Here is a 22,589-nt window from a genome sequence, read left to right as displayed (position 1 = left end):
ATTCGTTCAAAACCGGGGTGTTCTGGGTGTCAGGCGGAAGGTTCAGGAGGCCTCCCTCGTTGGGCAAAAATTTCGGTGATCCGGTCCCGGTCAGGATTGATCCTGAGCAGGAGGCTGAGCAGGATCAGCGACTGTGACGGCCGGAGGTGGCCGGAGCTGATGGCACCGGCAACGCGCAGGTCCTCGCCACCGCCGCCGGCCCCGTAGATGGGCACCACCGGTCCCGCGTCCACGCGGGTGCTGGTCACCACCACGGCGCCGGACGCGACGGCGGCGGCCACCTCTGCGCAGAGGCTGGCATTTGCATTGCCGCTTCCGGTTCCTTGCAGGACGATGCCTTCCGCTCCTGCTTCAAGGGCGGCGTGCATCAGGGTGGAATCGGCGCCGGGATAGGCGGCAACCAGGTCCACCCTTGGGGAGCCGCCGCCCGGCTGGGGCAGGGGCAGGGCCTGGAGCCTGCCGCCGCTGCCGTCCATGGCAACTTCTCCCTGGGCTGATACCTGGCCAAGTACCCCGAAATCGGGGTTCGCAAAGGCATCCAGCCGAAGAGTTTGGCTTTTCCGGACGCCGGCGGCCGGGAAGATGGTGCCGGCAAAGTGGACCATGACGCCCTTGCCCCGCCCGTCCTTCGAACCGGCGACGGCGATGGCCCGGGCCAGGTTGTCCGGCCCGTCGGGAGCGTCGGAGTCTGCTGCCCGCTGCGAGCCGGTGAACACCACCGGCCGCTTGTCCGTGTGCGTCAGGTCGGCGAGGTAGGCGGTCTCCTCCATGGTGTCCGTGCCGTGGGTGACCACCACGCCCAGGACGGTGGGGTCCTTGAGGACTTCCTTGATGGTGGCGCAGATCCTCAGCATGTCGTCGAACGTCAGGAGGTAGGACCCCTTCTGGAATACGTCGAGCACCCGGACAGGGTGGGACACCCGCGGGCCGAGGGCTTTGAACACCTGCTCGCCCGTATCGGAGGCGACCGCGCCGCCGGCCTGGGAAGAACGCGACGAGATGGTGCCTCCGGTAGCCAGCAGCACGACGTGGGAGTCGGTAACAGTCATTTCAGCTCCGGTGGTTTGCTGCGCAATCCGCAACCCAATCGATTGGGTAACTTTCCGCAGAACGGGCATTTGCGATGGAAACGAGGGGCGGCGCCGGAGGTGGGGGCGCCGGGGAAGGTCTGGGATACGCACCTACCCAAACGTTTGGGTAGCGCTGATGAACGACTATAGGATGTGAAGCGGGTCACGTCAAGGGTTGCCTTGGCGCCCTTCCCGGCAGCGCGGGCGGACCTGGGCTACAGTGGCCCCGGTGGGCAGGAGAAGGACATGAAAGAAAAGGCCGACGGCGGCGGAACAGTCACGCTGAAGGATTTGGCTCGGGAGCTGGGCGTCCATCCGTCCACCGTCTCCAGGGTCCTGCATTCCGGTTCCGACGTGGCCAAGGGAGCGGCCTCTGCCGCCACCGCCGAGCGCGTCCGTGAACTGGCCCGCAAGCTGGGCTACTCCCCCGATCCCCAGGCCGCCAGCCTCCGCACCCGCCGCACCAAACTGCTCGGCGTCATCGTCCCCCGCCTTTCGGACCTGGTCCTGGCCATCATGTACGAGGGCATCGACGAAGCCTCGGCCGAGGTGGGGTACTCCGCGTTCGTGATGAACTCGCGCGATGACCCCGACGAACAGCGGCGGAAGATCGACCTCATGCTGGCCCGGCGGGTGGACGGCCTGATCATTGGCGATGCCCACCTTGACGGCGGCCTCCTGCAGGAACTGACCGACCGGAAGGTCCCGTTCGTGCTGATGAACCGCCGGGTGCCGGGCTACCCGTCTGCCACCTGCGACGACGTCGTCGGTGGCGAACTCGTGGCCAGCCACCTGTGGGAAATGGGCCACCGGCAGGTGGCAGTGATCGCAGGCGAGCCCTACGCAAGCACCGCCGTCGACCGCACCGCCGGCTTCCTGGACCGCTGGCGCTCCCTGGGCGGCACCATTTCCGATGACGACGTGGTGTGGTCCAAATTCGATACCGCCGGCGGCCGGGAAGCCGGGGAAAAGATCCTCGCCAGCGGCAAGCCGCGCCCCACCGCCATCTTCGCGGTCAACGACTTCGCCGCCATCGGCGCGATGGGAGCCCTGCGCTCCCGCGGCCTCGCCGTAGGACAGGACGTGGCCGTGGTGGGCTACAACGACACCTCCCTGGCCGCCGAGCTTCCCATTCCGCTGACCTCGGTCCACTCCCCCATGGCGGACATTGGACGGACGGCGGTGCAGCTCATCCAGGCCGTGCTCAGGGGGGAAAAGCCCGAAGCCGTACAGCTGGAACCCACCCTGTTCGTCCGCGAAAGCAGTGCCGCCAGGGCGCCCGCGGAAATGGCGGCCAACTAGGTTCCGGCGGCGACGATCCGCAGTGCCAGCAGGCAGGTGGCCCGCACTTCGCCGTCGTCCAGGTCCACCCGGAGAAGCTCCTCAATCTTGCGCAACCTGTACGTCAGGGTGTTGCGGTGGATGAAGAGCTCCCTGCAAGTCTCGCGGGTATTCCCGCTGTACCGCAGGTAGACCTCAAGCGTTTCACGCAAGGCCGTGCCGCCGTCGGACATCAACGGGGCCAGGAGCCGCCGGGACATGGCCACCAGCCCGGCGCCGGGCAGGCCCTCCACCACGCCGGCCAGGTCAGCGACCGGCGCCTGATGGAGCCCCGGCTCGCCCACACGGCGGCGGGCCAACTGGAGCACCAGCGGCAGTTCGTCCAGGTTCCCGCACCCGGAGACGACGGCGGACAGTTCCGGCCCGTCCTGGAAGGACTTTTGGACGGCTTCCATGAGTTCCATCCCCGCTTCCCCGCGCTGCACCAGCACCGTCGTCAGGCCGGCCTCCTCCATGAACCGCACGGTCCCGAATTCAGCCTGCAGGCCCACCCGCACCCGCCAGGCGATGGTCCGCAGCTTGGCCGGCGCAACATCCCCCGCACCGCCGATCAGCACGACTCCCCACTCCCTGTCCGGCTCGAACCCGGCCTCCGCCGCGTAGCCCCGCAGGGCCGGCGCCGGAGTCCCCCGAGCCTCGTAGAGCGCCTCGATCAACCTGGCAGCTTCCCGCGAATGCAGGGGCGACCGGGACCCCAGGGTGTAGCTCAGCTGCATGGCAATCACCGCAGCCACCGGCCCCAGCAGCGGCTGCAGCACCAGGCTGCTCTTGATTCCCTCGATAGCCAGCCTGAACCGGAGGATTCCGCCGCTGGGCAGGCTCAGGATGGTCCGGGCCGTTCCGCCCCCGGCCGTACCTACCGCCATGAGTTCAAACCCGTTGTGGTCAAGGACCGCCACCCGCGCCCGGATGGTCGTGGCCACCCGTTCCAGGACCTGCGCCAGCGAGTGGCCGCCCGCCGCCAGCCTGGTGCACTCATCCGCCAGGTCCCACCCCGCGCGCAGCTCGGCATAGCGTTCGGCGGCGATAAGTTGATCCACGTGCCGCATCACCTGAATGAACGGCACCTCCGGAGGCAGTTCAAGCAGCGGAAGGCCATGCGCTTCGCAGGCCTTCACCAGCCCCGGCGGCAGTTCCCGGTGCGCTGCGCCCAGGCCGAAGACCAGTCCCGAGACGGGCACGGACATCAGCCGCTCCACGTAGGCATCCCAGATCCGGTAGTCCTTGACGTTCAGGCCCATCCCATTGGTGAGCAGCAGCGCGTTGACGCTGAGGAAGGGCGTGGGGTCCATGTGCTCCGTGGGGGCGCACCAGGCGATGGGCCGGGCCAGGCGTCCCGGACTTCCGGGCACGGCAAGGCGGATGTTCAGCGCGGAATCCGCGGCGAGATCGGCAACACGCATGGCAGGCCCTCCTGGTTAGTGCAAAAAGCATAATCTGCGTGGCCACATTCGGCGATCCGCCCAATTCCGGCCGGGTCCCCGCCTCTGTACCGTTGCCTGCATGCAAAAAAACGTGACGGAAACCACGCCTGCCCAGGTGCTCCTGAATTCGGACATGGGTGAAGGCTTCGGCTTGCACGAGTTCGGCAACGACGCCGCCCTCATGGAAATCATCGACGTCGCCAACGTCGCCTGCGGCTACCACGCCGGGGACCCGGACGTCATGAACCGGACGGTGGCCATGGCCGCCGAACACGGTGTGGCCGTGGGCGCCCACCCCGGGCTCCCCGATCCCATGGGGTTCGGCCGCCGCCGCATGGTGCTCACCCCCGACGAGGTCGAGTCCATCATCCTCTACCAGACCGGGGCGCTGACTGCCTTCCTGGCGAAGAACGGGCTGTCCCTGAACCACATCAAACCCCACGGCGCGCTCTACGGCATGCTCGCCGGCGACGAAGACCTCATGCAGGCAGCGGCCGGAACCGCCAAACAGTTCGGTGTTCCGTTCTACGGCCTGGCCGGGACCGCCCATGAATCCGTGTGCCGCGCCATGGGCGTGGACTTCGTCGCGGAGCTCTACGTGGACCTCAACTACGGCCCCGGCGGCGAGCTCCTCATCCAGCGACGCCCCGCACCCACCGACCCGGACGCCGCCGCGGAACGCGTCAGCCGGGCTGTGGCAGGCGGGCCCGTGCCCGCCGTCGACGGCACTCCCCTGAACATCGCCTTCCAGAGCATCTGCGTCCACTCGGATGCACCCAACGCCGTCGCCGTCGCCTCCGCCGTCCGCAAGGCACTCGACTCATCCCGATCCACCCACTCCTGAAAGCGAGCAGCACATGGCCACGATAGTTTCACCCCTTCCCGGAGTCTTCTACCGCAAGCCCGGGCCGGGCAAACCCCCATTCGCCAACGAAGGCGACACCATCGAAGTCGGCCAGACCATCGGCATCGTGGAAATCATGAAGCAGTTCACCGAGATCCAGTCCGACGTCGCCGGAACCCTGGAATCCTTTGAAGTCAACGAAGGCGACATGGTCAACCCGGGCGACTCCATCGTCGTCATCCGGGAAGGATAAAGGCAGCCCATGAAACTGTTCATAGCAAACCGCGGCGAGATCGCCGTGCGGATCGCCCGGACCGCCCGCGAAATGGGCATCGAAACGGTCCTGGGGGTCAGCGAGGCCGACGTGGAATCACTGGCAGCCCGGTCAGCCGACCACTACGTGGTGGTGGGCCCGGCCCAGGCCGCCGCCAGCTACCTGAACCAGGACGCCCTGGTCACCGCCGCCCGGGAACAGGGGTGCGACGCCGTGCACCCGGGCTACGGCTTCCTCTCCGAGAACGCCGACTTCGCCCGGAAGGTGGCCGACGCCGGCCTCACCTGGGTAGGCCCGAATGCGGACACCATCGCCATGATGGGCAACAAATCCCTGGCCCGGGAAGCGGCAGCCAACGCCGGCGTCCCGGTGCTCAAGGGGTCTGACGGCCCCCTTGATCCGGAGGCCGACGCCGTCGACATCGCTCGAGGCATAGGCTACCCGCTGGTGGTGAAGGCATCCGCCGGCGGCGGAGGCCGGGGCATCCGGTTCGTGCACGACGAAAGCGGGCTCCTGGAAACCATAGAGATGGCCAGGGGCGAGGCCGCCGCCGTCTTCGGCGACCCCACCGTCTACCTGGAACGGTTCGTGGAGCATGCCCGCCACGTGGAGGTGCAGGTCCTGGGCGACGGGACCAACTTCATCCACCTCGGCGACCGCGACTGTTCCATGCAGCGCCGATCCCAGAAAGTACTGGAGGAAGCCCCCGCCCCCAACCTCCCGGACGCCGTCCGTGCCACCATCCGGGAATCCTCCGTGGCCCTTGCCCGCCAGTGCGGCTACCACGGAGCGGGCACCGTGGAGTTCCTGTACGACCCCGTCAACCACGAGGCCGCATTCATTGAAATGAACACGCGCATCCAGGTGGAGCACCCCATCACCGAGCAGATTACCGGCGTGGACCTGGTCCGCGAGCAGCTCCTGATTGCCTCCACCGGAGCCATGACCATTTCCCAGGACGACGTGCACTTCAGCGGCCACGCCATCGAATGCCGCATCAACGCGGAAGACCCCAACCACCACTTCTTCCCCAGCCCGGGAACCATCCGGTCCCTGGACTGGCCATCGGGCGACGGCATCCGGGTGGACACCGGGGTGGAAGCAGGCTCGGTGGTGAGCCCCTACTACGACTCCCTCCTGGCCAAACTGGCAGTCCACGCACCGGACCGGGATACCGCCATCGCGGCCACCGTGGCGGCTTTGGAGGCAACACACATTGAAGGGGTCAAGACCACGGTCCCCGTCCACCTGGCGCTGCTGGCCCGGCCCGAATTTGCCGAGGTCAGCCACCACTCCAAGTTCATTGAAACCGCAGCCGACCTCATGGGGGCGAAATGACCACCGAAGCCGCCGTCCTCCCGGGTGCGCGCTACACCTGGGGCGGGGACGAATTCCTGTTCGTGGAAGTCTCCGAAGCGATGAGCCTGCCCGCGAACTTCAAGGTCATGTCCATCGCCGGCAGGTTATCCGACGCCGGGCTCCCGGGAATCGTGGACATCTGCCCGGCCAACGCATCCCTGCTGGTGCGCTTCGATCCCGACGTCCTGCCTCCGGAACAGCTGGAAATTGCTGTACGCGACATCGAGCGGGACCTGACGTCCCACCAGGAACGGGCACTGGAGACCCGGATCGTTGAGGTCCCGGTCTGGTACGAGGACCCGTTCACCGCGGAAGTGGCCCAGCGGTTCCGCGAAGGGTTCCACCAGGAGCCCGAAGGCAGCGACATCGACTACGCGGCCAAGGTCAACCACCTCAAGGACGCCGCGGAGTTCATCCAGCGGCACCACGAACAGCCGTGGCTGGTATCCATGGTTGGCTTCGTGGCCGGGCTGCCGTTCCTGTTCCAGCTGGTGGACCGCGAGAAGCAGCTGGAGGTCCCGAAGTACCTGAGCCCGCGGACTGACACCCCCAAGCTGACCGTGGGGCACGGCGGATGCTTCGGCTGCATCTATTCCGTCCGCGGCGCCGGCGGGTACCAGATGTTCGGCGTGGCCGCCGGCCCCATCTTCGACCCCGACCAGGCACTGGCGGACTTCAAGGACTTCATGGTGTTCTTCCGCCCCGGGGACATCGTGAAGTTCAAACCGGTCACGGAGGCGGAATACAACGCCATCCAGGCGGAGATCGCCGCCGGCACCTTCCGCTACCGGCAGGCGCCGGTGACGTTCGAGCTGTCCAGGGCGCTGGCCGACCCGGAAGGCTACAACCGTGAACTCATGGAGGCCCTCAATGGCATTTGAAATTGGAAACCCGGGCCTGGCCACCACGGTCCAGGACCAGGGGCGCACGGGCCACTACAACGTGGGCATCCCGCAAAGCGGTTCCCTGGACCAGTACTCCGCCGAGCTGGGAAACGCCCTGGTGGGAAACACCGCACGCGAAGCGGTCCTGGAGTGCACCTACCTGGGCCCGGTGCTGACCACCGACAGCGACGCCGTTATTGCCGTCACCGGAGCCCCTGTGGGGGTCAAGGTCAACGGGGAGCCGCAGCCGCAGTGGAGCCGCCTGCTGCTGAAGGCCGGGGACCAGCTTTCCTTCGGCGTGATCCAGGGCGGCACCCGCTACTACATCGCGGTCCAGGGCGGCATCGACGTCCCGGAGGTGCTGGGCAGCCGGTCCACGTACAGCCTGGGCGCCATCGGCGGATTCAAGGGCCGCAAGCTTGAAGCGGGCGACGTTGTCCCCGTGGGCGCTCCCCTCAACGGGGGAAGACTCCCCCAGGCCGAAAGCGTCCCGGATGAATTCCGGCCTGTTTTCGCCAAGGAGCAGGAAGTCCGGATTGTGCTGGGGTTGTACGACCACCGCCTGACCGAGGAAGGCCTGGGCAATCTCCTCAACGAGGAGTGGAAAGTGACGCCCGTGGCCGACCGGATGGGTCTGCGCTACTCGGGACCGGGGGTGAAATGGAAGGAGCGCGAACAGCCGTTCGGCGCCGGCTCGGACCCTTCCAACATCGTGGATGCGGGGTATGCCGTGGGATCTATCCAGATTCCCGGTGGCACCCAGCCGATCATCCTGCACCGCGATGCCGTCTCCGGCGGCGGCTACGCGATGGTGGGCACCGTGATCAGCGCTGACATGGACCTGGTGGCCCGGGCGGCGCCCGGAACGGCGACCCGGTTTGCCGCTGTCAGCCTGGCTGATGCCCTGGCGGCCCGCAGGGACCTTGCCGACCGCCGGAACAAGGCCTGGGCGGCACTGGGCGCCAACCGCTGACGGGCAGCGGCGGGTCCCCTGCCCAGGGCCCGCCGCTCCTCGTCGCTGGCCGATTGATCTGCCGCGCGGCACGCTTTCGGCGGGGGAAGTAGGGTAATTTTCCCCCTGTGCGCAGGCCGCCACCGGGTCTAGCGTGATGCGCATCAGCGTCCACCGCCGTCGAGGAGCCATCATGGCCGGGTTTGTGCAGATCATCGAATTCACGTCCTCCCGCATCAAGGAGATCGAAGAGCTGGGCCGCCCTTCCCGAACCGAGGGAACCACTCCGCCCACCTTCCGCCACATCATTGCCACCGCTGACCGGGACCATCCTGGGCACTACTTCACGATCGTGGACTTCGATTCCTTTGACTCGGCCATGGAGAATTCCGGCCGGCCGGAGACGTCCGAGTTCGCTGCCCGGATGGCCGAGCTGTGCGACGGGCCCGTGATTTTCCACAACCTGGATGTCCTGTGGGAGGACACCGGGCAAGGTGCAGGCAACGCGTAACAGCAGGACATGGCTTTCCTGACTGCCGCTCCCCTACTACAGGTTTCGATCAAGATTGAGGCAATAAATCCCCTCAATGGACAAAAGCCCTTCCGAATGCAGATGCCGCTTCCTAAGGTGGTCACAGGTTCGACCAGGGGGAAATATCTTGCTCACGACGGACGCATTTCAAGGCAATATCACTGACGGAGCCCGCAACGCGGGACCCGGCAGCCCAAGTAATTCCGCAGCGCACCGCCCCGTTCCGGCACCACCGCGCAAAGGAACCGCGCCCTCCCAGACGCCGGTCCCAAGGGTCAGCGGCCGCGAGCGCGAAGTCCAGCAGCTGATCTACGATCTCGCGCTTCTCGCCGCCAGGCAGTGTCCGCAGTAATTCGGCCAAAGACGGGCCAGCGCACGGCGCCTGATTTCCACCGCTAACCGGCCGGGCCCTGTGGTGGTCGTCGGTCCCGCTGAACTGGTCCAGCCGGAAGGAGACTCTGTTACCGCTGCTGAGGCGGCCAGGCGGTATGCCTTAACCTGTCAGGCTTGTGTTTGACCGCCGGCGCTTGAAAGTACGTTTGCCGCTTCAAAGCTGTGCCGTCCTGAGCCTACTTCCACCGGTTCCTGCCCCGGGAGCATAACTAACCCGGTGGTACCGGTGGGAATTTCGACGACGACGGACATGTCGCCGCCATCGATCCGCCACTGTACCGCGGCCAGACCGTACGGCGTTTCATGCCGGGCCGAGACCCAGCTGAGGCCACCGCCCGGCTGCGGCTTGACCAGAATCCTGCGGTAACCGGGTTCAAGTGGGGCCAAACCGGCCACCACCCGATGCATCCAATCAGCCACTGCGCCCAAGGCGTAATGGTTGAAGGACGTCATTTCACCGGGGTTGATCGATCCGTCCGGAAGCATGGAATCCCAGCGCTCCCAGATGGTGGTCCCTCCCTGGCCCACGGCGTAGAGCCACGAGGGGCACTCCTCTTCTAGTAGGAGATCGTAGGCGGCGTCAATCTCACCGGACAGCGTGAGCGCATCAGAGACCACCGGCGTTCCCGCAAAGCCAGTTCCGATGCGGTTCCCGTTTTGGTGCACAAGCTCAGCAAGCCGGCTGCCCGCGCGGGCCTTCGAACCCGCATCCGGGAACAGATCAAAGACGATGGCGAGCGCGTACGCGGTCTGGGCGTCGCTGGTCATGATCCCGTCAGGGTGGATGTACTCGCCAGCGAAGGCATCAGCAACAGCCCGCGACAACGTGAGGTAGCGCAGTTCGTCGCCGGACTTGCCCAGCACGGCAGCGGCCTTGGCGAGGTGCCGGGCCGACCACGCGAAATATGCGGTGGCCACCAGGTGCGCGTCCGTCATGGCCTGGGTCGGGTCCTCTGGCGGGGCGCTCGGATCGAGCCAGTCGCCGAGCTGGAAGCTGCCGTTCCAGAGGTGGCTGTCACCGGAGAGACGGTCCAACAAGTCAACCCAGCCCTTTGCGCTCTCATACTGTGCAGCCAGGATTCCTGGATCGTTGAAGCGCTCATACAGCGTCCACGGAGTCAGCACTGCAACGTCTCCCCACACCGCTCCGGGACGAATCGGAGTCCAGTAATTGCCACCGGGGATGACGGGAACGTACCAGGGCACGGTGCCGTCCGGGAGCTGCTCGGCCGCCACATCCTTGAGCCAGGAGGACAGCATGCCGGAGCAGTCGTAAAGGAAGCTGGCCGTCGGGGCGAAGACCTGGATGTCTCCGGTCCAGCCGAGGCGCTCATCACGCTGCGGACAGTCGGTGGGGATGTCCACGAAGTTGCCCTTCATGCTCCACAGCACGTTGTCATGGAGGCGGTTAAGGTCTGGGTTGGAGCATTCGAACCACCCGGTCCGCTGCATGTCTGTGTGGTAGACCCTCGCCACCACATTCGCCGCAACGTCCCCACCGGTCCAGCCACTGATCTCCGCGTAGCGGAAGCCGTGGATAGTGAACCGGGGCTCCCAGGTTTCCTCGCCGGCGCCGGCCAGGGTGTACCTGTCCGTCGCGTCCGCTCCCCGCAGGGGTCGCGTGCACAGCTCGCCGTCCTGCAGGACCTCTGCATGGCGAAGCGTGACGGTGGAACCGGCATCACCGGCAACGGTGATGCGGAGGCGTCCGACGAGGTTTTGGCCGAAGTCGATGAGTGTTTTGCCCGACGGGGACGTCCATACGCTGACTGGGCGTATCTCACCGGTGCAGCGGACCGGCGGTCCTTCGGGGGCCACCAGCGTTTGCGGATCGCGATCGACGCCCGTGACCGGCGTCCAACCTGAGCCGTCAAAAGCGGCGGTGCTCCAGCCGCCGGGCAGCTGCCGCGCGTCGTACGTCTCTCCCTTGTACAGGCTTGCCTGCAGGATCGGCCCGAACGACGCTGTCCAAGTCCCGTCCGTTCCAATTACGGTGACGGAGCCGTCGTCGTGGGTGACATGGAGCTGTGCCAGCAGCGCAACCTTGTCCCCGTAGAGGTTGCTGTGGCCGCCCCGGAAGCCGATCCGGCCACGGTACCAACCGTCGGCAAGAAGCGCCCCGATGGCGTTGTCGCCGGCGGACAGGTGGCCGGTGACATCGTAGGTGTAGTAGCGCAGCCGCTTGCCGTAAACGGTCCAGCCCGGCGATAAGGCATCGTCGCCGACCCGCGTTCCGTTGATCTCCACTTCGTAGAGTCCGTGGGCCGTCACGTACAAGCGCGCGGAAGCCACGGGCCGGTCAAGGGTGAACGCGCGCCGGAGCAGCGGTGGCCGCCGGACTGCTGTGGGGTCTTCGTCCCAGGCGGGGGTGATGGCCGTAGCCGTCCAGTCCGCAGGGTGCAGAAGTCCGGTCTCGACGGCGGATGGCTGGCTCCATTCGCTGGCGGCCTCGTCCGCGGCGCCCCAGACCCGGACGCTCACCTCGGCGCACTGCGCTGAATCCAGCGGCGTACCCTCCCACGGCACGAGCACCGATTCGGCGGACTCGACCCGGCCGCTGGTCCAGGTCCGGCCGCGGGTGGTTACGGAGAGCTGGTACGCGGCCTGTCGCCAGCCCGGCTCTGCCGTGGTCTTCCAAGAAATGCGGGGGGCTGCCAGGCCGATGCCGAGCGTGCCGGCGCCAGGGGAAGGGGGCAGGTGTTCGAACGTTGCCGGATGCACTATGGCGGGCATAGGGAAATCTCCTTGGTGGATGCGGCCAGCTTCGGCCGGCACAGTTTGTGGTCGGTCAGCCCTTGACGGCGCCGGCCGTCATGCCTGCAACGATCTGGCGGTTGAAGAACAGATACATGACGAACGGCGGGATGGTGATGAGCAGGATGTTCATGAAGAGCAGGTTGTAGTTCGTGGTGAACTGGCTCTGGAAGTTGAACAGCGTCAGCTGCACCGTGGCGTTCGCGTCGCCGGGAAGGAAGTAGAGCGGGTGCTGAAAGTCGTTGAAGATGGCCACGGACTGCACCACGATGACGGTGACGATCACGGAACGCAGCAAGGGGAAGATGACCCGGAAGAACAGGCGGACGGGCCCGCATCCGTCGATCACGGCCGCTTCGTCGAGTTCCTTCGGGATGGACGCGATGAAGGCCCTGAAGAGCATGACGCAGAAGGAGAGGCCGAAGGCGACCTCGATGAGGATCAGGCCTGGCAAGGTTTTGAACAGCCCGATGCTTTGAAGCACCCAGATCGTGGGGACGATCGCGGGCGGAATGATCAGCCCGGAAAGGATCAGGAAGTTCGCCACGGCGTTCCAGCGGGACTTGCGGCGCTGCAGCACCCAGGCGACCATCGCCGCGAGTACCACCAGGATGGTCACACTGGCCACCGTGAGGATGGTGCTGTTGATGAAGGCTGTCACCAGCATGAATTTCCGGGCAGAGAGCACCTGGGTGAAGTTCTCCACAAACTGGAAGTTGGTGGGCCAGGTGAATTCCAGCTTCGCTGCCTCCTTGCGGTCCTTGACCGCCGTCAGGACCATGAAGAGCAGCGGAACGATGAAGACGACGACGGTCACTGCGATGGCCAGGATGCCCACGGCGTACCTTCTGACGGCGGTGATCACTGTTCCACCTCCTTGCGGTTCAAAAACATGGACAGGGGCAGGATGATGGCCGTCACGATCAGGAACAGCACAACGTTGCCGGCTGTGGAAAGGCCGTAGAAACCGGCCTGGTATTGCTTGTAAATGACCGAGGCGATGACGTCGGACGTGAAGCCCGGGCCGCCCTTGGTCATGGCCCAGATCAGGTCGAAGGAGCGCAGTCCGCCGATCAGGGAGAGGATGATCACCGTTGCGGTGGCCGGGCGGGCAAGGGGCAGGGTGATGTTGAAGAAGCTCTTGACGGAGCTGGCGCCGTCCATTTTGGCTGCTTCAAAGTATTCCCGGGGGATGGACACGATGCCCGCAATGTAGATGACCGTGGCCAGGCCGACGCCCTTCCAGACGTCCACCAGGGCGACGGAAAGCAGCGCCCACGCCGGATCAGTGAGCCAGGCCGGTCCTTTGATGCCCACAGTGGCCAGCGCTTCGTTGATCATGCCGTTGCGTGGATCCATCAATACTGTGAAGACGATACCGACCCCGATGCTGCTGAGCAGGACCGGGAAAAAGATCACCGAGCGAAGGTATCCGCGGGCAATAATCCGGGATGTCAGCAGCACTGCCAGGAGCATGCCCAGGACCACTTTGAGCGAGGATGTCACCAGGCCGTAGATGAAGGTGTTGGTGAGGCCTTTGAGTAATGCCGGCTCCTGGAAGAACTGGACGAAGTTGTCCAGGCCGATGAAGGTGAATTCGGTAAGGTTCCAGCGGGTGAAGCTGAAGAAGAACGAGGCAAAGGTTGGGACCAGGAACAAGGCGGTGTAGATGACCGCGGCAGGCAGGTAGAACCAGTAGGGGTAGGGCGAGCTGCCCTTGCGGCGCTTGGTGTGAGCAGCGGGCGCCAGGTGGCGTACCGCCGACGCCGTTGGTGCGGTGTTCAGTGTCATGACATCTCTCCAAGGGCTGTCCGGGCCCGGGGGCCCGGACGGCTTGTGGGTTTGGGAGCTTAGTTCCAGCCAGGCAGGTTCAGCTGCTTGGCCTGTTTCTTGACGTCCTCGTCATAGAGGGCGGCACCGTCCTTGCCGGAACGGATGCCCGAACCGACCTCGACGGTGATCTGCTCAAGGGCAGGGCCCTTGACCGGGGACAGGAATTCCAATGCCGGGCTGTTCTTGGCCGGGTCTTCGAAGAACGGGAGCATGTCCTTGACCGCGGCGGCAACGTCCGAGGGCAGCTCGCAGTCCTTCACCAGGTACGGTCCTGCCGCGCCGACTGCTGCCGTCTGTGCATCGCATCCTGCCTTGCTGGCGATGAAGGCCTGGAACTTCTTGGCTTCCTCGAGGTTCTTTGTGGACTTGGGGATATACGTTCCGCCGGGCATCCAGACCGTCAGCTTGTTCTTGGCAGCGTCATCGCCCGGAAGCGGGAACAGGCCCAGGTCGTTCAATTTGTCGGGATGGGTCACCTTGATGTTGTTCAACGCGAAGCTGAGGATTGGGTACTGGGCACCTTCACTATTGACCAGCTTGTCCTGCGCCTGCTGATAGGTGGTGGATGCGAAGTCATCGTTGAAGAATCCCGCCTTCGCTGCCTCTTCCAGGTGCTCGAATCCCTTGACCGCCGCGGGGTTCGTTGCGTACTTAGCTTTGTTGGCGGTGTAGTCCGAGGCAAAGTTCGGGTCAGCTGTCATGACGTTGGCGAAGTCGCCCAGGACGAAGAGCTGGGACGTCCACGTGGTCTGGTAGGACTGGATTATCGGCGCGATGCCAGCGTCTTTGATCTTCCGGCTGTTGGCCATGAACTCGTTCCACGTCTTGGGCACCGACAGTCCGAGCTTCTCGTAAACCTTCTTGTTGTAAAGGACGGCTCCGGCCATGCCGGTGCTGAAAGGCACTCCATAGGCTTGGCCGCCGGACGTCACCACTGGCTTGAAGGAGTCCGCCACGTTGGACAGGTAGGGCTCATTGGTGATGGGCTGCAAGTTCTGCTCCGGATTGATCTGCTGGAGCAGTGAACCCGTGTTGTAGTTGAAGACGTCGGCCATGTCTCCCGTGGACAGCCGGGTCTTCACGATGTTGTCGCCGTCGCCGCCCTGGGGACGGGTCTCGATGTCGACTTTGATGCCGGGGTTCGCCGCAGTGAATTCTTCAGCCACCTTTTCAGCTGCTGTCACGGTATTCTCGGCGTTGTCCACCAGCCAAGTGATGGTCTTTTCCCCGCCGCCGCTGCTGCTGCCTCCCCCGCTGCAACCGGTCAGGGCCAGCGCCAACACTGTCACTCCCCCAGCCAAAGCGGCCCAGCGCTGCTTGCTCCTTACGGCCATCTTTACCTCCTCGTAAAGCCACGGACCCGGAGGGCTCGTGGAACGTTTCAAAAGCGGGTCCTGCTGTCGAACCTATAAGCCCGCGTGTGATTGTGTAGATCGGTCTACGTTTGTCCACTGTAAGCCATTTCACATCGGTTGCCAAGAGTTTTTCGTAGATCAATCTACAATTACCGGAGAGCCCATAACTCGGAGGGGAATGCCACCATGGAACAGCTGAAGCGGGCAACCATCAGCGATGTTGCCGTTCACGCCGGAGTCTCCCGGGCGGCCGTCTCCAAGGTGCTGCGGAATGCATATGGGGTGAGCCCGGCGATGCGGACCAGAGTCGAGAAATCCATGGCGCTCCTCAACTACCGGCCCCTGGCCGCTGCCCGTGGAATGCGCGGCAACAGCTACACCCTGGGCGTATTCCTCGTCGACCTTTCCAACACCTTTTTTTCGGTCCTTGTGGAGGGTGTCCGGGATGTAGCTGAAGAGTTGGGCTACCAGGTGCTCATCGGGCAAGCCCGCCACGGGCTTGATGCGCAGCAGAAGCTGATCGACGCAATGGTGGACCGCCGGATGGACGGCCTCCTGCTCATTGCGCCGTTCGGCCCCAACGAAGAACTGGAGAAGCTGGGGCGCAGCATTCCGGTCGTGGTTTTGGGACGGCATGGACCCGCCGCGCATTTCGACACGGTGGCCAGCGACGACATCGCGGGGAGCGCGCTGATCGTGGACCATTTGGTCTCGTTGGGGCACCAACGGATCTCGATGCTCGCCAACACCCAGCCGTCCAGCGAGCCCGGCATGCCCCAAACCGTCCGCCGAGAGGGGTACGACCTCGCGATGAAGAAGCACGGGCTTGACGAATGGATTGACCACGTGCCGGGCAGGTGGGGATACGAGAGCGGCCTGGAAGCTGGACGTTCATTGGCACGGAGGCCGCTCGCCAAACGCCCGACCGCCGTACACGGCGGTGCAGATGTGGCCGCTTTGGGAGCGTTCACCGGCTTATTCGACTCCGGAATCGACATTCCCGGGGACATGTCGCTGGTCGGGTACGACAATGTGCCGGCCGCCTCGCTCCCGCCCATCGGCCTGACCACGGTTGACCAGTCCGGCGTACAGATGGGCCGCCAAGCCGCCGAACTTCTCCTCTCGAGAATCGAAGGGCGCCAGGAATCCCAGCACATTCTGGTGCCGCCACGGCTCATAATCCGCAGGACAACATGTCCTCCAGCATTGGCGGACGCATCAACGGCCGGTTCAACACGGCGGTCCTTTCCCGTCGAGTAATTGAGCCAACACGACCTGGCGCCGGTGGTGCGGTGCATTCGATCTCCCCCGCCGCCCGGTCGTGGCTACCACCTGAAGGGGGCCGCCGTCGTAATTTCCGACGGCGGCGCCCGGCGCAGGCGCGTCACTCCCCTACTGTCCCGGCGCCCGGTAGGACGGGGTCTTCTTGGCGGCCGCGTCGAGGTCCTCCACGGTAAGGAGCGGCTTCAGCCGGACGTTGACGGTCCCCGACGAATTGATCAGCAGTGACAGCGCTGCGGCGCTGGCATCGTCCGGGATCTCAAAAACGCCCAGGACGTCGTAGTACCCAAAGGCGTAGTAGAAGCTTTCCAGCGTGCCTCCCACAGACTTCAGGGCTTCCGTCAGGGCGTCACGCCGCGCGGTACCGCCTTCCTGCATGAGCCCCTTGATGCCCTGGCCCACGTACGTTGCTTCAAACAGATACTTCGGCATGGTCTTTCCTCCTGGCCTGTCCGCCGGCGCCTCATTCCGTGGTTTTCCGGGACCGGCGCCGATAAGGCGGAACGTATTCCCGGGGCTGGGTGCAGTCAAGATTCCCGGATACCCAATAACAGGAATAGGGGGCCGCCCAGCGCTCCTGCCACCCACTGCAAGCCCAAGGCCGTTCGGCCCTAGGCATGCATCCGCGCTGGGCAGACGCTGGAACAGGTAGGCGTGCAGGCTTCCGCCCGCGTGCCCTGCGCCTACCGGTTGCTGGAGTGCGGGCTCTGAGGACATTCCAAGATGTCAATTGCCGGAGGACGACTCCCCGGGCAAAGACCGGCTGTGCCGTTCGAAAGCCGCGGCAAGGAAACCCTGCGCATCGCCCTCCTCGCGGCCGGGCCGCTGTCATCACTGCTCTACGTGGTGTTCACCGACGGCATTGCGGCGTCCCAATGGGCCGGCTACCGGCGCACCGAACAAATGGTGAGCGAACTGTTGGCCGTCGGCTCCCCCGGCTACCAGCTCGTGGCCCCGCTCACCTGGCTCTACACGGTCCTGTTCACCGCGTTCGGACTGGGCGTCTGGACCTCGGTCCGCGGGCACCGGGCCCTGCGCATCGGCGCCGTGCTGCTCACCGCCTACGGGCTCTGGAACATCATGGGCGCGCTTTTCCCGCTTCGCCTCGGCGATGACACGTCCATCCCGGCGCACATCCTGGCCACCAACGTGCAGCTCGCCCTCATGGTCGCCGCCATGTGCTTCGTCGCGGCAGGATTTCACGGCCGGATGCGCGCCTACTCGATCGTCTCGCTCGCAATGTCAGCCCTCATGGGTATGGTCGCGTTTATGGCAGCCCCGGGACCGAACCTCGTATTGGGCGTCGGCGAGCGCATCAGCATCGGGGCGTTCCTGCTCTGGGTTGCGGTCCTGGCGGCAGTGCTTTGGAAACGGCCGACGGCGGCCGACAGTAAGGGGGCATCGTCATGACCTACGTCCTGGACCTGGGCGACGTGGACCGGAGCGACATCGCCGGGGCGGGCGGCAAGGCCGTGGGCCTCGGCGGCCTCATCCAGGCCGGGCTGCCGGTCCCGCCGGGGATGGTCCTCACAACCGCGGCGTACGCTGATTTCACCGCCGGGAACAACCTCGGGGCAGCCATCCAGGAGTTGGCCGCACTGCCACCTGATGCGTCGCCGCAGGAGTACGAGCATGCGTCCGCGCTGATCCGGACCCTGTTCCACAAAGGCATCATGCCTGCCGCCATCCAGGCCGAACTCGAGTCCGCGTATGAACGCCTCGGCGGCGGAGACACCGCCGTATCGGTCCGCTCCTCCGCCACGGCCGAGGACCTCGCCTCCGCCAGTTTCGCCGGGCAGCAGGAAAGCTATCTCAACGTCCGCGGCCTGGACGCCCTGGCCAAGGCCGTCATTAACTGCTGGGCCTCCCTCTGGACGGCGCGCGCCATGGCCTACCGTGCCCGCGAAGGCGTGCTGCCCGGCCAGGTGCGTCTCGCCGTCGTCATCCAGCAGATGGTGGAGGCCGAGGCAGCCGGGGTGATGTTCACGGCCAACCCCTCGAACGGCCGCCGCGACCAGACGGTGATCAGCGCCGCGTGGGGCCTGGGCGAGGCCGTGGTCAGCGGGCAGGTCACCACCGATGACCTGACTGTGGACACCCCCACGGGCAAGGTCCTCACGCGGCAGACAGCCGACAAGGAACTCATGACCGTACCCACGGAGAACGGAACGGCTGAGGAAAAGGTGGCGGAAGCCCGCCGTCGTGCTCCGGTCCTGGACGATGCCGCGGCGGCCGAGCTCGCCGCTCACGGACAACGGATCGCTGACCACTTCGGGGCCCCGCAGGACATCGAGTGGGCCAGGGCGGACGGCACGTTTTTCCTGCTTCAGTCCCGGCCCATCACCGCGCTGCCCGAACCCGCGGCGGACGTCCCCACGGAATGGCCCGTCCCCTACCCCAAGGGCCTCTACTTCCGGGCGAGCATCGTGGAGCAGATGCCGGAGCCGCTCACCCCGCTCTTCGCCGACCTCGTCGACGGCTCAGTGACCCGATCGCTGTCCGCCTTGATGAACCAGGCGCTGGGGCCGGGCTCCCTCCGCGAAGGCGACGTCCGCTTCCCCACCGTCAACGGCTACGCCTATTACTACTACCGCACCTGGCCCATGCTGCGGATGACGGGCAGGACGGTGCCGGCCATGGGGGCACTGTTCGGCGGCAAGGCGCATATGGGCGTCGCGGGCTGGCGCGACTACTCGCATCCGCGCTACGAACGCATCATCAAGGACTGGTCGGCGAAACCACCAACAGAACTTTCCGGAGCGGAGCTGCTCGAGGGCGTGCGGGCCCTCCTGGACGCCGGAACCGTGTACTACACCGCCGTGCAGTCCATCATCCCGATGGCCGACATGAGCGAACTCTCCTTCCGCGCGTTCTACAAGGCCGTCCGGCGTGAAGGCGATCCCCCGGCCCAGGAGTTCCTGCTGGGTTTCGACAGCGAGCCCATCCGGGCGGAAAAGTCCCTGTACGACCTCGCGGGCTGGGCGCGCAGCGATCCGTCGCTGGTGAAGGCGTTGCTGGAACGGCCGACGCCGGAACTCGCCGAGTGCCTGCGGACAGGTTCCGCACCGGAGGGCGTGGAGGACGTTTTGTGGCAGGAATGGCGGTTCACCTTCCAGGAGCATCTGGACCTCTACGGGCACGCGGTCTACAACCTGGACTTCGCCACACCGGTGCCGGCGGACAACCCGTCCGCGCAGCTGGAAACGGTGAAGTTCTACCTGCGCGGGCAGGGCACCGACCCGCATGAGCGGCAGCGGCTGCTGACCCAGCACCGGGAGGCACTGACCCGGGAGGTGGCTTCGCGCCTGGGCCCGCGGCGCCGGGCACTCTTTCTCCGGGTGCTGAAGTGGGCGCAGGAGACCGCGCCGGTGCGTGAGGACGCGCTGGCCGACGTCGGACTCGCCTGGCCGCTGCTGCGGCGGATACTGCGGGAACTCGGCCGGCGGCTGGTGCTGTCGGGTGTCATCGCCGCACCGGACGACGTGTTCTGGCTGCGCTTCCAGGAACTTCAGAGTGCGGTGGAGTTTGGGCTCGCGGACGTGGAGGCCAATGTTTCCCTGGCCGGTGCGTCGCGGCCGGTCCGTGCCGCCGCCGTCGAGGAGCGCAGGATGTTGTGGCGCGGCCAGTCTAAAGCCGACGCCCCGCAGATGCTGCCGCAAAAAGCTTGGATGGAGAAGGCCTTCGGCTCGATGATGCCGGCGGGACCGCAGCACCAGTCCGGCGACGTGATCAAGGGCGCGGGTGCAAGTTCCGGCCGGGTAACTGCGCCTGCCCGCGTGCTGCGTGGTCCCGGGGACTTCGGCCTGATGCAGCCCGGCGAAGTGCTGGTGGCCCGCATGACCACTCCGGCCTGGACGCCGTTGTTCGCGATGGCCTCCGCGGTGGTCACCGATGTGGGCGGGCCGCTGAGCCACAGCTCCATCGTGGCCCGCGAGTACGGCATCCCGGCCGTCCTGGGCACGGGGGTGGCGACGCAGCGGCTGGCCGGTGGACAGAAGGTGAGCGTTGACGGCGACGCGGGGACGGTCACCATCGTGTGAGGCCCCTGTCCACGCGACTTTGCGTGCATGATGTTCGGGTGAATAAAAACCGGCTCGAGGCTTTCAGTGACGGCGTACTGGCGATCATCATCACCATCATGGTGCTGGAACTGCACACGCCCGAGGAACCCACGTGGGCAGGCGTCGCCGCCATCCTGCCCACAATCTTCACCTACCTCCTGAGCTTCGTGTATGTGGGGATTTACTGGAACAACCACCACCACATGATCCACCTCGCCAGCCGGGTGAGCGGCGGCATCCTCTGGGCCAACCTCCACCTGCTGTTCTGGCTGTCCCTGTTCCCGTTCACCACCCGGTGGATGGACGAGTCCGGTTTCCTGCAGGTCCCCGTGCTGCTGTACGGCGTCAACCTTTTGTGCGCCGCGATCGCCTACTTCATCCTGGAGCGGCGACTGATCGCAGTGCAGGGCAAAGATGGGGCCCTGGCCCAGGCTGTAGGCAAGGACTGGAAGGGCAAGGCCTCGCCGCTGATCTACCTCACCGGCATCGCCCTCACCCTGGTGCAGCCGCTGCTGGGAGTCGCGGTCTTCACCATCGTCGCGCTGATCTGGCTGGTTCCGGACCGGCGGGTGGAACACTTCGTGGTGGCGGCCCACCAGGACAGCGCCGAGCAGGCGTAACCACGGGTTACTGCACCGGCGCTTTCCCCCTTTGCCGGGCCCGCACGGATTGCGTACGAGGCCGATGCCCTTGCCGTGTGACCACCCGCGGGCTTGCCGCTCCGGCTACTCCCCCATGCCCGGGTGCACGGGAACAAAATCCAGTTTGTTGCCGGAGTTGGTCCGGCCTGCCGGAGTCCGGTTGAACCCCTTCGCATCGAGACCGTTCCGGGCGCGGAAATCGGCGAGCGCGGCATCGTAGGCGTTGTTGAGGGTCTGGCCGGAAAACTCGCCGCTGCTGCCGTCGTTGAAGGCAATCCGGATCCGGACACTGGCCGGGTAATGGCGGTTCATGCGGACGAAGCCGTCGGCGTCCTGCTGGAGAGTGATCACGTGGTCCTGCTTTCGTTGGGGAGCACCCCCAAGTCTGCCGCACGAACCCTATGCCGACGGCACCCTGCCGCGTGCCGCCGTCAGGATTCACGACGCGGGAGTCCATCCCTGCCGGTGTTAGTCCCGCGCGGCTTGGGCCCGCCGGCGAATCCCGCCCGTGCCTACCGTGCCTCGAGGACTGTTTTGAGCTTTGCCAGCTGGGCGACCTCCTGGTCCATGGTGCGCTGGACCATCGGCCCAGCGAGTTTCATCAGTCCCTTGGGTTGCAGGTCCAGGGTGAAGCGGACCGTTGTCCCGCCGTCGGATGGCGCGAGGTGGTAGGCGCCGGACGGGCGGGCAGGACCGGCCACCACCTGGAAGCCGAGGAGCCTGCCTGGTTCGGCGGCGGTGATCTCGTAGTCGCCGTCAATGGGCCGGCCGCCGGGTCCGCTCAGCGTCTGCCTGTACACCGCGCCGAGCATTCCGGCAGTACCGCTCTTCAGCGAGATGGACTGAACGCCTGCACGCCACGCGGTGTTGTTCACCCCGTCGGCCAGGAACATGTAAACCTCGTCCGGCGAACGGCTGATGGTGATCTGGTTCTCGGCGTGAGCCATGGCTGCCCCTTAGCGTGTCTTTTCGTCCCCGGTTATCCCGGTTATCCCCGGTGCCAAGGAACAATCTGCCATCTGCAGGCCGTCCGGGGAAGAGCATGAACGGCCGGCACCCCCGGCACCTCAAGTTTGCCGCAACTGCCTTGAAACCCACATGGCACGCACAGCCATACTGGACGATGGGGATGACACGGCGCGGAACATGGCTGCGGTACGGGCTGCTGTCGGCCCTGTTGATCGGGATCCACCTGGGCACCCGGTGGTTCTTTTCCGAGGGCGTCTACCAAGGCGCCGCGAACGTGCCGCTGCGCAGATTCCCGGACAATGTGCATATTGTGGACCTGCTGACCTTCACACCCATCTTCATCGGCCTGAAATTCGTGGCCTACGACTCAGCAGTGCGGGCCTTCACCAAGGGTTACCGGCCGCCCGCGGTGATGGTCATTTTCGTCGCCGGCTACATGGTGGCCCTGGCTATGGACGTTGCCTGCCTCATTGCGGCGTCAAGACCTATTGCGGACTCGGGGTTCGCACTTCTGGGCTCAATTCTCCAAACGCCGTTCATACTCCTCCTGGCGGGCGCGATCATTGCAGGCCTGGCGCTGAACAAGGACGCCCCGCCCCAATCAGGGCCGAAGGCGGCATAG

21 protein-coding genes are annotated in these 22,589 nt (G+C 65.7%); 12 read left to right on the top strand and 9 right to left on the bottom strand.

The window, feature by feature from the left end:
* Positions 1-29: 29 nt before the first annotated feature.
* The gene (locus VIK36_RS05630; protein WP_324644413.1) at positions 30-1,049 is read right to left on the bottom strand and encodes an asparaginase; all 1,020 of its coding nucleotides are present in this window, start codon (positions 1,047-1,049) and stop codon (positions 30-32) included.
* 267 nt (positions 1,050-1,316) lie between these two features.
* On the opposite strand from VIK36_RS05630, the gene VIK36_RS05625 reads away from it, so the two are divergent.
* The gene (locus tag VIK36_RS05625; RefSeq protein WP_324644412.1) at positions 1,317-2,372 is read left to right on the top strand and encodes a LacI family DNA-binding transcriptional regulator; all 1,056 of its coding nucleotides are present in this window, start codon (positions 1,317-1,319) and stop codon (positions 2,370-2,372) included.
* On the opposite strand, the gene VIK36_RS05620 is transcribed toward VIK36_RS05625, so the two are convergent.
* A complete protein-coding gene (locus VIK36_RS05620; protein ID WP_324644410.1) occupies positions 2,369-3,814 on the bottom strand; it encodes a PucR family transcriptional regulator in 1,446 nt (481 codons plus the stop codon). The genes VIK36_RS05625 and VIK36_RS05620 overlap by 4 nt on opposite strands.
* Before the next feature lie 100 nt (positions 3,815-3,914).
* Between VIK36_RS05620 and pxpA the strand changes: the two genes are divergently transcribed.
* The 6 genes from pxpA (at position 3,915) to VIK36_RS05590 (ending at position 8,659) form a co-directional block, all read left to right on the top strand.
* Positions 3,915-4,679, top strand: a complete 765-nt coding sequence (gene pxpA, locus VIK36_RS05615) for a 5-oxoprolinase subunit PxpA (RefSeq protein ID WP_324644409.1) — start codon at positions 3,915-3,917, stop codon at positions 4,677-4,679.
* A gap of 13 nt (positions 4,680-4,692) precedes the next feature.
* Positions 4,693-4,932 (top strand): acetyl-CoA carboxylase, encoded by a 240-nt coding sequence (locus VIK36_RS05610; protein WP_018770516.1) that lies wholly within the window; start codon positions 4,693-4,695, stop codon positions 4,930-4,932.
* A 9-nt stretch (positions 4,933-4,941) separates the two neighbouring features.
* Positions 4,942-6,291: an acetyl-CoA carboxylase biotin carboxylase subunit gene (locus VIK36_RS05605; RefSeq protein WP_324644406.1), complete on the top strand. Its 1,350-nt coding sequence runs from the start codon at positions 4,942-4,944 to the stop codon at positions 6,289-6,291.
* The gene (locus tag VIK36_RS05600; protein WP_324644404.1) at positions 6,288-7,193 is read left to right on the top strand and encodes an allophanate hydrolase subunit 1; all 906 of its coding nucleotides are present in this window, start codon (positions 6,288-6,290) and stop codon (positions 7,191-7,193) included. The genes VIK36_RS05605 and VIK36_RS05600 overlap by 4 nt, the downstream gene beginning before the upstream one ends.
* Entirely contained in the window at positions 7,183-8,169 is a 987-nt protein-coding gene (locus VIK36_RS05595; protein WP_324644403.1) for a biotin-dependent carboxyltransferase family protein, read from the top strand. Before VIK36_RS05600 ends, VIK36_RS05595 begins: the two co-directional genes overlap by 11 nt.
* Positions 8,170-8,341: 172 nt before the next feature.
* On the top strand, positions 8,342-8,659 hold the full coding sequence (locus tag VIK36_RS05590) for a hypothetical protein (RefSeq protein ID WP_324644402.1): 318 nt from the start codon (positions 8,342-8,344) through the stop codon (positions 8,657-8,659).
* A gap of 522 nt (positions 8,660-9,181) precedes the next feature.
* Here the strand turns inward: VIK36_RS05590 and VIK36_RS05585 are convergent.
* From VIK36_RS05585 to VIK36_RS05570, 4 genes are read right to left on the bottom strand one after another with little or no spacing between them, the layout of a single operon-like run.
* A complete protein-coding gene (locus VIK36_RS05585; RefSeq protein ID WP_324644400.1) occupies positions 9,182-11,806 on the bottom strand; it encodes a glycoside hydrolase family 78 protein in 2,625 nt (874 codons plus the stop codon).
* 55 nt (positions 11,807-11,861) lie between these two features.
* Positions 11,862-12,692, bottom strand: a complete 831-nt coding sequence (locus VIK36_RS05580; protein ID WP_324644398.1) for a carbohydrate ABC transporter permease — start codon at positions 12,690-12,692, stop codon at positions 11,862-11,864.
* On the bottom strand, positions 12,689-13,618 hold the full coding sequence (locus VIK36_RS05575) for a sugar ABC transporter permease (RefSeq protein WP_324644397.1): 930 nt from the start codon (positions 13,616-13,618) through the stop codon (positions 12,689-12,691). Before VIK36_RS05575 ends, VIK36_RS05580 begins: the two co-directional genes overlap by 4 nt.
* A gap of 59 nt (positions 13,619-13,677) precedes the next feature.
* On the bottom strand, positions 13,678-14,994 hold the full coding sequence (locus tag VIK36_RS05570) for an ABC transporter substrate-binding protein (RefSeq protein ID WP_324644395.1): 1,317 nt from the start codon (positions 14,992-14,994) through the stop codon (positions 13,678-13,680).
* Positions 14,995-15,201: 207 nt separating this feature from the next.
* Between VIK36_RS05570 and VIK36_RS05565 the strand changes: the two genes are divergently transcribed.
* Complete coding sequence (locus VIK36_RS05565) at positions 15,202-16,275, top strand: LacI family DNA-binding transcriptional regulator (RefSeq protein WP_324644394.1); 1,074 nt, start codon at positions 15,202-15,204, stop codon at positions 16,273-16,275.
* Between the two features lie 132 nt (positions 16,276-16,407).
* Here the strand turns inward: VIK36_RS05565 and VIK36_RS05560 are convergent, their stop codons facing one another.
* Entirely contained in the window at positions 16,408-16,728 is a 321-nt protein-coding gene (locus VIK36_RS05560; RefSeq protein ID WP_159632709.1) for a GYD domain-containing protein, read from the bottom strand.
* A gap of 333 nt (positions 16,729-17,061) precedes the next feature.
* Here VIK36_RS05560 and VIK36_RS05555 point away from each other — a divergent pair, with 333 nt between their 5' ends.
* The 3 genes from VIK36_RS05555 to VIK36_RS05545 are packed head-to-tail and all read left to right on the top strand — an operon-like array spanning position 17,062 to position 20,977.
* Positions 17,062-17,706, top strand: coding sequence for a DUF998 domain-containing protein (locus VIK36_RS05555; protein ID WP_324644393.1), 645 nt, complete (start codon positions 17,062-17,064; stop codon positions 17,704-17,706).
* Complete coding sequence (locus VIK36_RS05550; protein ID WP_324644392.1) at positions 17,703-20,336, top strand: PEP/pyruvate-binding domain-containing protein; 2,634 nt, start codon at positions 17,703-17,705, stop codon at positions 20,334-20,336. Before VIK36_RS05555 ends, VIK36_RS05550 begins: the two co-directional genes overlap by 4 nt.
* A 38-nt stretch (positions 20,337-20,374) precedes the next feature.
* Entirely contained in the window at positions 20,375-20,977 is a 603-nt protein-coding gene (locus VIK36_RS05545) for a TMEM175 family protein (RefSeq protein ID WP_255174683.1), read from the top strand.
* 105 nt (positions 20,978-21,082) lie between these two features.
* On the opposite strand, the gene VIK36_RS05540 is transcribed toward VIK36_RS05545, so the two are convergent.
* Together VIK36_RS05540 and VIK36_RS05535 are read right to left on the bottom strand one after the other, a co-directional pair.
* Positions 21,083-21,349 carry a hypothetical protein gene (locus VIK36_RS05540; RefSeq protein WP_324644391.1) on the bottom strand — a complete coding sequence of 89 codons (267 nt, stop codon included), beginning with the start codon at positions 21,347-21,349 and terminating at the stop codon, positions 21,083-21,085.
* Between the two features lie 161 nt (positions 21,350-21,510).
* Positions 21,511-21,945, bottom strand: coding sequence for an SRPBCC family protein (locus VIK36_RS05535; protein ID WP_324644390.1), 435 nt, complete (start codon positions 21,943-21,945; stop codon positions 21,511-21,513).
* A 182-nt stretch (positions 21,946-22,127) separates the two neighbouring features.
* Between VIK36_RS05535 and VIK36_RS05530 the strand changes: the two genes are divergently transcribed.
* Positions 22,128-22,589 (top strand): hypothetical protein, encoded by a 462-nt coding sequence (locus VIK36_RS05530; protein WP_324644388.1) that lies wholly within the window; start codon positions 22,128-22,130, stop codon positions 22,587-22,589.

Source organism: Pseudarthrobacter sp. LT1 (assembly GCF_035621795.1).
Taxonomy (GTDB): domain Bacteria; phylum Actinomycetota; class Actinomycetes; order Actinomycetales; family Micrococcaceae; genus Arthrobacter.
This window is presented reverse-complemented; position numbering and strand designations above follow the sequence as displayed.